The organism is Bacteroides cellulosilyticus DSM 14838 (assembly GCF_000158035.1).
GTDB classification, from domain to species: Bacteria; Bacteroidota; Bacteroidia; order Bacteroidales; family Bacteroidaceae; genus Bacteroides; species Bacteroides cellulosilyticus.
This window is the reverse complement of the sequence record NZ_EQ973490.1, coordinates 1445091-1453566: the sequence shown is the minus strand read 5'-3', so window position 1 is coordinate 1453566 and position 8476 is coordinate 1445091. Positions and strand designations below refer to the sequence as shown.

Below are 8476 nucleotides of genomic sequence, written 5' to 3'. Positions count from 1 at the left end.
AGGAGTTCCCAATCCTTTAGCAACAACACTCTTCATTTCAGTTTCACCTGTGTTATATGCATATACAGTAAAACCACTCTTTTGCAAAGAATCAATATTTGTCACAGCAGCTCTTGTAGTCTTGCTTACTATTGTTCCAAAGTTAATCTCCGCCTTTTCACCAGCCTTCTCAATCTCTTCATTCTGTGAGCAACCTACGATTGCCAACGCAGCAACTGCTGCCAATAAAATCTTCTTCATAATCGTTTGTTTTATAAGTTAATATTTTGTTCGTTTTACTTTTCAATTTACAGGTAACTCAACATTCGTTTCGTCGTCCCAGTCTCCTACATCACCGCCAATACCTCCGCCTCCACCGGGAGGAACTTCCACATCCTCCACTTCAATTTCCTCTTCAATCGGTATCTCGATATCCGTTACCGGATCTTCTTCTTCCTCGGGTGGGGGAGGAACTACAGCCGCCGTGATGTCAACCTTGGTTTCTTGAACCGTATTATCCACCTTAACTAGCAATAGCTTCATTACCACCCCTCCGGTAAAACGTGTATTCGCAGACTCCGATACAGAAAAAGCAGAGAAACTACCACGTATCACATCCTCTCCTTTATGAGCCTCCACATAGATAGGAGCAATGCTTGCCGTACATGAGCCATTACTTACGCAATATGCCCCATTCATTCCATCCACATTACAAACAATGCTTGCCACGTTCTTCAATCCTTTCACCTTTATTTCAAAAGAATAGTTCTTGACTACCAGCTTCGGTTGAAACTCCATCAAAAGCACATCTTCACTCTTTTCTATCCGCATATCATTCATACTTACTACATATAGAGGGTCCGGTGACCACACCATCTTCTCACTTGTTTCAAGCCCTTTGCAATAATCAGTATAAGCCTCAATCGTCTCATACGCATCATCATTGCGAATCAACACACTCTCCGTATTGTAATTGTAGATCACCATGTCATAACGTCCGGGCGGCACTTTCACCTCTCCCCCTTCCACCGAGAGATAACTCTCTACCTTTCTACCTTCTTCACTCTTCGGGTAGAAAATCACCCTCATCCCTTCGGGCAACTTATCCACTCCCTTCCAGTTAAACTTTATCTTTACTCCGCTGACGGGATAATCATCCAGTATGTCTCTGAAATCACATCCTGCTAACAGCACCGACAGCACGAACAGAAGTAAAAGAAACACATATTGCGTACACCTCATAGCTATCGCCTCCTTCCCTTAATGAGCCACACCAAAGAGATTTTGGCTTTTGTAGGCCCCATAAAATGATAGCGTCCGCTGCTCGTCCATATCAAATCGCCTTCGTAAGTGGTGTATTTGCGGTATTCTGTTGCCAGATAACCAATGCCCAAACTAAATTCAAGAGCCAGATGCCGTGCCAGCTGATGACTATATCCATACGTCAGACCGGAAACTGCATAGTAGTTTCCCCGATATCCTTTGTCTTTGTCAAATTGAAAATCGTACACTCCCCCTTCGGCATATATTCCCAGAAAATGTCCTGTCAGCCGCTCACGATTCTTGCGTTTTCCAAGCCAGCAACGTGCCTCAACGCCTCCCGAAAGAAGCTGGTAACAAAAGCCATGCTTGCTGTTCGACCACCAGGGAAATTTATATTCCATATTCAAAGACCACCGCTGCCCTACGGGCAATTCCACCTCCACATTCGGAGCCAAAGCTAAATCATAAAGTATATTGTTCTTCAATGCAAGCACTGTTCTGTGCGGGGTTTCCCGCTTACTTTCCACTTCAAGCCAAGGAGCGAAAGCTATAGTTTCCAATTGCTCCTCCGGCAAAGTATTCGCAGGCAATGTTAATGCAGCTACCGGCAAACTGTCTTTCATCTTCCCTGTCCGTTCTATCTTCCGGAACTGATGTTCCGATAAATAAGCGTAAGGTCTGCCACCATCCAAATAGCGCAACAGCTTTCTCAGCTTTTCAAAGTTCCCGAAGTGATACCGGATCAACATCAACACATCTTCTTTATCCGGCACTTGCGGGTCGTCCATCACCCATTGGTAAATTTTGCTCCAGGTTTCCGGCTGATTCATCCGGTCCGATACTCTACAAGTATCTCCTTTCGCCGCATATCTTCCAGCCCGCGCCTCTTCTTTGCCTGATATCAAAAGAAAGAGTATCAAAAGTATATATAAACCGACGCGAACCTTCATAGCTTTGCTTTGTATGGAGGCAAATATATATTATTATAATTGAAGAAATTACACGTTTTACAACTCTTTTCGGGGGGTGAAAGGTTCTGTGAAACGAATGAAACAGATTTGCAACTTTTCCTTTCTTTCATACCCTTCCACGCCCCCGTATTTCCTTATCCATCAGCCTTAGCGGGTGGAAGGGTATATCCACATATTTTCTGCAACATTGCCAACGGATATTTTTCAATCACGGGTCATTAGCTATTCAACTAATCTATAATACATTATATTATTTTGCATAGGACATCCATAGCGTTTGATTACTGTCAGTAAGTTTACTGACAGTAATCAGCATGCTTGCTGACAATAGTCAAACGACTTACCGACAGTAATCAACATGCGATTATCCATATAGCAAAATAAACGTATTTTATACATGTATGTCACCTATGTACTATGGTTATTCCCCTTTCCGCCCGATAATCATTTAGCCACTATCCACCCCTATATTATCTCAAAAAGACAGTTCGTGTGCGAAAACAGTGAATATCCGTGAAAGAATTATAAAAGGAATGTCAAACACTAACAGATATTTGGAGGGAATAGGATGAACCCCTATATTTGTCATGTGATTTTTTTCATAGTATTAGATTTAAGGTTAACAAAGGTTGGAGTACAGCGGTACTCCTTTTTTTATGCCCATACCTTAACCGTAGTCATTTGAAAACTATATAAGAGTCTTATCAGTGTGTTTCTGACAAGCAAGGACAGCAAAAAACAAACAAATAGATTATTTCATTTTTGTACACTTTTACTACAAACAGACTCTATTAATCAGCATCTTACAAAGGAAAAGTGTACAAAAAACAAAGCTGTATAAAATAGCATTTAGATACCAAGCCATACGGTTACAAGCCACCAACAAATCAAAAAGAAATCCCGCTATTCGGTAATTCCGGAAATTATTAATAATATTGCAACCTGTTACGTAAGCACAAGGCATACCTTTGAAGCCTAAATCAATAATATATGATTGCAAACGAAAATAGAAGTGAATTGCTACAATCACTGAAGGAGGGTTCTTTTTCTGCATTCGAGAAGTTATACAATCTGTATAGCGGCAAACTCTATAACTTTATGATGCGTCTCTCTTCCGGCAATCAGTATATGGCCGAAGAAGTAGTGCAGCAGACATTTATCCGCCTGTGGGAAGTGCGTGAGAAAGTGGATCCTACCGAAAATTTCGTTTCTTACCTCTGCACCATAGCCCGTAATCTGTCGATGAATATGTACCAGCATCAGACAGTGGAATACATCTATACCGAATACCTGCTGAAAAGCAATCCCGACCGGGATCATCAGACAGAAGAAAGCACAGACCTGCGCTTCCTGAACGACTATATCGATTCGCTGGCCGAAGAACTGCCCCCTTCGCGCAAGAAAATCTTTCTGCTCAGCAAACGTCAGGGCTATACCAATAAAGAAATAGCTGAGAAGATGGGTATTTCAGAAAGTACAGTCGCCACGCAACTGTCACTTGCCGTGAAATTCATGCGCGAGCAATTTGCAAAGCATTATGATAAGCTGATTCTTGTCTTATGGGCCTTTTTTGTTAACGAAATGCAATAATGCTCGATACGTTTGGATACGAAAACAAGGATAACTGTATACTATATAAATAAGTAAGAAGATGGAGAAAGAATATTATAAGAACTTAGCCGAGAAATATTTCGCAGGAGACATCACAGAAGCGGAAATCAGCGAACTGGCCGGATGGATACGCAACAACGTACAACTGTCCGACTGGTGGGAAGAGGAATTTGAAAAATCCGACACTGACATCCCTCTCGCCCTGCGCGACAAGATGTTCGCACGGATCAAAGCGGAAGTCCTCAATGAACCTGTCCGCATCCCTGATACGAAACCTGCCGGACGTCCTCCGCGAAAAGCTCTCGTTCCCGCTTGGGCAAGATGGGCAGCTATGATCTGCATCCCCATTTTCATCGCTTTCTTCACTTACAATATCCTGAGTATTTCGGACACCAATATCCAATCACCCTTTATTGTGAAAGCCGATAAAGGAGACAAAGCCACAGTGGTATTGCCTGATGGAACGGACGTTATCCTCAACTCCGCTTCCCAGCTCAGCTATCTGAGAGATTTCGGCAAAAACGAACGCCGGGTGCAACTGGACGGTGAAGGCTACTTTAAAGTAGCACACGATACCCGTCATACTTTTATTGTCCAAGTAGGCGAACTGGAAGTAAAGGTCCTGGGCACCGTATTCAACGTCTGCGCTTATCAAGATGAACAGGATGTAACTGTGGTGTTGCTGGAAGGAAAAGTCGGTGTGCATACTCCTTCTTCCTCCCTGATCATGAAACCCGGAGAGAAAATGAACTATAATAAATCCACCCACAAATTCACTACCGAGAAAGTCTATCCCGAAGATTACGTGACATGGACCAAAGGCAGCCTGTATTTCCAGAATGAATCTCTGGACAATATCATGAAAGCCCTTTCACGCGTTTATGACGTCACGATACACATCAACTCTCCGCGAATTGCAAAAGAGCGGTTTACCGGAACAATACCCGGTGGTGGTATACAGAATGCTTTGAATATTATAATGTTAACCTCTCCGTTCCGTTACGAAGTAAAGGACTCTGTCATTGTATTAAAAGAGAAATAAGCCCCTCTTTGTTAATGTGAGTTAAAAACAGAGAGTCGCTTGGACAGCAGTATGAGGGAACCTGTATACCTATCAAACCCTTTTAATTTATTTGATATGAAAGACAGGAAAACCAAAAATCTAAGAACTATGCGGGCTCTCTGCCTCTCTTTGTTCTTGAGTGTATCACTGAGCCTTTTCTCGCAGATCACCGTCACCGTGGAAAATACTCCGCTGCGTGCCGCACTGAAAAAGATCGAGCAGGTCAGTGATTACAAATTCTTCTACAATGAAAAACTGGCAGGACTGGATCAGGCAGTCACTTTCAGCGTAAGTAATGCCACCATCGCCCAGACCATGCAGAAAGTGCTGGCGGGAAAAGAACTGACTTACAAGATGGAAAGTGACAATGTAGTGGTATTGCTGCACAAAGAGGCTGTCAGCCAGAAGACCAAAACCATTACCGGAACAATAGTCGATGAAGCAGGAGAACCGGTTATCGGTGCCAGTGTTGCCGTTAAAGGCACCTCACTAGGCACTATTACGAATGTAGACGGTGAATACACACTGTCTAATGTTCCGGAAAGCGCAGAAGTAACCATTTCATTCATCGGCTACAAAACAATGACTTTCCCTGCCGGAGCTAAGGCACTGACGAAAGTGACTATGAAGGAAGACAGCGAAATGCTGGATGAAGTGGTGGTAGTAGGATATGGATCGCAGAAGAAAGCAAACCTAACAGGTGCAGTAGGTATGATTACTGCCGAAGATATCAATAATCGTCCTGTAACTTCCGCTGCCAATGCTTTACAAGGTGCCGACCCTTCTATAAATCTGACTTTCAACTCCGGTTCATTGGATTCCAGCTATGATATAGATATTCGCGGAGTAGCTTCTATCAACGGCGGAAGCCCACTGGTGCTGGCAGATGGAATGGAAGTAAATCTAAACCAAATCAATCCCAATGATATTGAATCTATTTCTGTATTGAAGGATGCTTCAGCTTCGGCTATTTATGGTGCTAAAGCTTCTTCGGGAGTTATCCTCATTACGACCAAAAACGGAAAGAATACAAACGGGAAAGCTACTATTTCATACAATGGCCGTCTGGGATGGCAACAGAACACTACTTCAACTGACTTCATAACGACAGGTTATGACCATGTGAATATTGTCAATTCGTTCTATGAATCTTATCAGGGAAAGTTAATGGCAAACTATACGGAAGATGACTTGCAAATGCTTTACGACCGTAGAAATGACAAAACGGAAAGCTCTGACCGCCCCTGGACTGTAGTAGGCGACGACGGTAAGTATTACTATTACGGCAACTTCGACTGGTATGATTACTTCTACCGGAAGACACGTCCTGAACAGGAACATAATGTATCATTCACAGGAGGCAACGAGAAAATGAACTACTTTGTAAGTGGTCGTTACCTAACGCAAGACGGTCTTTTCAATATCTATAAAGATAACTATAAGAATTACTCTTTCCGTGCAAAGATGAACATAGATCTGACCTCACGTCTACGTTATTCAGTGAATGTCAACTATAATGCGACATCCTATAAATATGCCGGTTACTATGATGAGCAGCAGACTATCCATAGCCTGCAATCCAATATACTGTCCTCTTTTATGCCACGTAATCCCGACGGCTCTGTAGTACAGTACGTCAACCAACTGACAGCCAATTCTCCCTTAGGCGCAGGTCATGGCGGATTCCTCACTGCCAATGAAGCACGCAACTCGCGTGAAAACAAATACTGGATACTCTCCAACCAGTTTGATTATAAACTGACCCAAGACCTGGTCTTAACTGCTTCCTATGCATATAAGAACCGGAACCGACTCAATAAAAGGCGCAGTATGCCTTTCGACTATTCCCGTCAGGAGGGTGTATTCTCGACATTTACATCAGGCACCATCACTGATTTCTATCAGGAAATACACCATGATATTGACGACCATAATGTAAATGCCTACGCAACTTATGAACACACTTGGAAAAAGAAACATAATTTCAAGGCTGTAGCCGGTACACAATTTGAGGATTACCGGACAACGGAACTATCCGTCAAAAAGAACGATTTGCTGAGCAAAGATTTAAGTTCTATGAGTGTAGCTACCGGTGAATCTACCGTTACCCAAACCATTTCTGCATTCCGCACCTTAGGATTCTTCGGTCGTGTAAACTACGATTTCGAAGGTAAATACCTTGCCGAGGTCAGTGGTCGCTGGGATGGCACTTCCCGTTTTGCCTCCAAAGACCGCTGGGGATTCTTCCCATCAGCTTCCGTGGGTTGGCGCATGAGCCAGGAGAAATTCTGGGAACCACTGCGTTCTTTCTGGAACAACAGTAAATTTCGTTTCTCTATCGGTAGCCTTGGAAACCAACAGGTAAGTAACTATGCATATATAGACAAGATTTCAACGGATAACCTAATGCAATATACTTTTGACGGAACCAAAAAGGCTAATTATGCAAATATTTCCGATCCTATCTCTTCCTCATTGACATGGGAAACCGTAACCACTTACAACTGGGGGCTTGATCTCGGATTTTTCAATAACCGACTGAATGTGACCGCCGATGTATTTATGCGTGATACCAGAGACATGCTGACTACTTCTCTCACTCTCCCATCCGTATATGGAGCCAAAACCCCTAAAGAGAATTGTGCTGACTTACGCACAAAAGGATGGGAACTATATGTAGGCTGGAATGACCAATTCAAATTAGCAGGTAAGCCGTTCAAGTATAATATTTCGGCTACTATCGGTGATTATATTTCCAAAATAACCAGATATAACAACCCAGATAAACTGATTTCCGACTACTATGAAGGCATGACCTTAGGCGAAATCTGGGGATATAAAGTATCCGGCCTGTTCGCTACGGATGAAGAAGCAGCCGCTTACCAGGCAGAATACAATGACAAAGCAGTCAATGGTCGCATATATAGTTCGAAAAAAGACAATTACCTGAGAGCCGGTGATGTCCGCTTTATCGATCTCGATGGTGATAAAGTTTTATCAGAAGGTTCCGGCACTGTATCCGATCCTGGTGACAAGAGAATCATTGGTAACAGTCTGCCCCGTTATTCCTACACCTTCCGTCTGGGAGCCAATTGGTTGGGATTTGATATTTCCGCCTTCTTTCAGGGGGTAGGCAAACAAGACTGGTATCCTACCACTTATGCTTATAATTTCTGGGGACCTTATTCATTCCCTTCTCTGTCTTTCATTCATAAAAATTTCCTGAAAGAATGTTGGAGTGAGGAGAATCCCGGCGCTTATTTCCCACGTCAGAGAGGATACGCCTCTTATAGTGGTGGAGCACTTGGAGTAGTAAACGACCGCTATCTTCAAGATGTATCTTACCTCCGTCTGAAGAATCTGACCATCGGATATACCATCCCTATCAACAAGAAAATACTAAGCTCGGTACGTGTTTATGCTACCGGTGAGAATTTATTCTACTGGTCGGCCCTGAAGAAGCACAATAAAACGGTAGATCCTGAACTCACCAACACCTCTTCAACATACAACGCCGGTTCTGGAGTGGGATATGGATATTCCCGGTCCTTCTCCGTAGGTATAGATGTCACATTTTAATCTTAAAAGG

Annotated in this window: 6 protein-coding genes; 3 read left to right on the top strand and 3 right to left on the bottom strand. The window is 43.1% G+C overall.

Going from position 1 to position 8476, the window contains the following annotated elements; all coding sequences use genetic code 11:
* From BACCELL_RS09875 to BACCELL_RS09865, 3 genes are all read right to left on the bottom strand, one after another.
* Positions 1 to 240, bottom strand: a 240-nt coding sequence (locus BACCELL_RS09875) for a fimbrillin family protein (protein WP_007211607.1), incomplete at its 3' end; no start/stop codon positions are given.
* A gap of 42 nt (positions 241 to 282) precedes the next feature.
* Positions 283 to 1221 carry a DUF5119 domain-containing protein gene (locus BACCELL_RS09870; protein WP_007211606.1) on the bottom strand — a complete coding sequence of 313 codons (939 nt, stop codon included), beginning with the start codon at positions 1219 to 1221 and terminating at the stop codon, positions 283 to 285.
* Between the two features lie 2 nt (positions 1222 to 1223).
* Entirely contained in the window at positions 1224 to 2192 is a 969-nt protein-coding gene (locus BACCELL_RS09865; RefSeq protein ID WP_007211605.1) for a DUF3575 domain-containing protein, read from the bottom strand.
* A 1011-nt stretch (positions 2193 to 3203) separates the two neighbouring features.
* Here BACCELL_RS09865 and BACCELL_RS09860 point away from each other — a divergent pair.
* From BACCELL_RS09860 to BACCELL_RS09850, 3 genes are all read left to right on the top strand, one after another.
* Complete coding sequence (locus tag BACCELL_RS09860; RefSeq protein WP_007211602.1) at positions 3204 to 3803, top strand: RNA polymerase sigma-70 factor; 600 nt, start codon at positions 3204 to 3206, stop codon at positions 3801 to 3803.
* Between the two features lie 61 nt (positions 3804 to 3864).
* The gene (locus tag BACCELL_RS09855) at positions 3865 to 4866 is read left to right on the top strand and encodes a FecR family protein (protein WP_007211601.1); all 1002 of its coding nucleotides are present in this window, start codon (positions 3865 to 3867) and stop codon (positions 4864 to 4866) included.
* Positions 4867 to 4962: 96 nt separating this feature from the next.
* Positions 4963 to 8466: a TonB-dependent receptor gene (locus BACCELL_RS09850; protein WP_044153762.1), complete on the top strand. Its 3504-nt coding sequence runs from the start codon at positions 4963 to 4965 to the stop codon at positions 8464 to 8466.
* Positions 8467 to 8476: the final 10 nt, after the last annotated feature.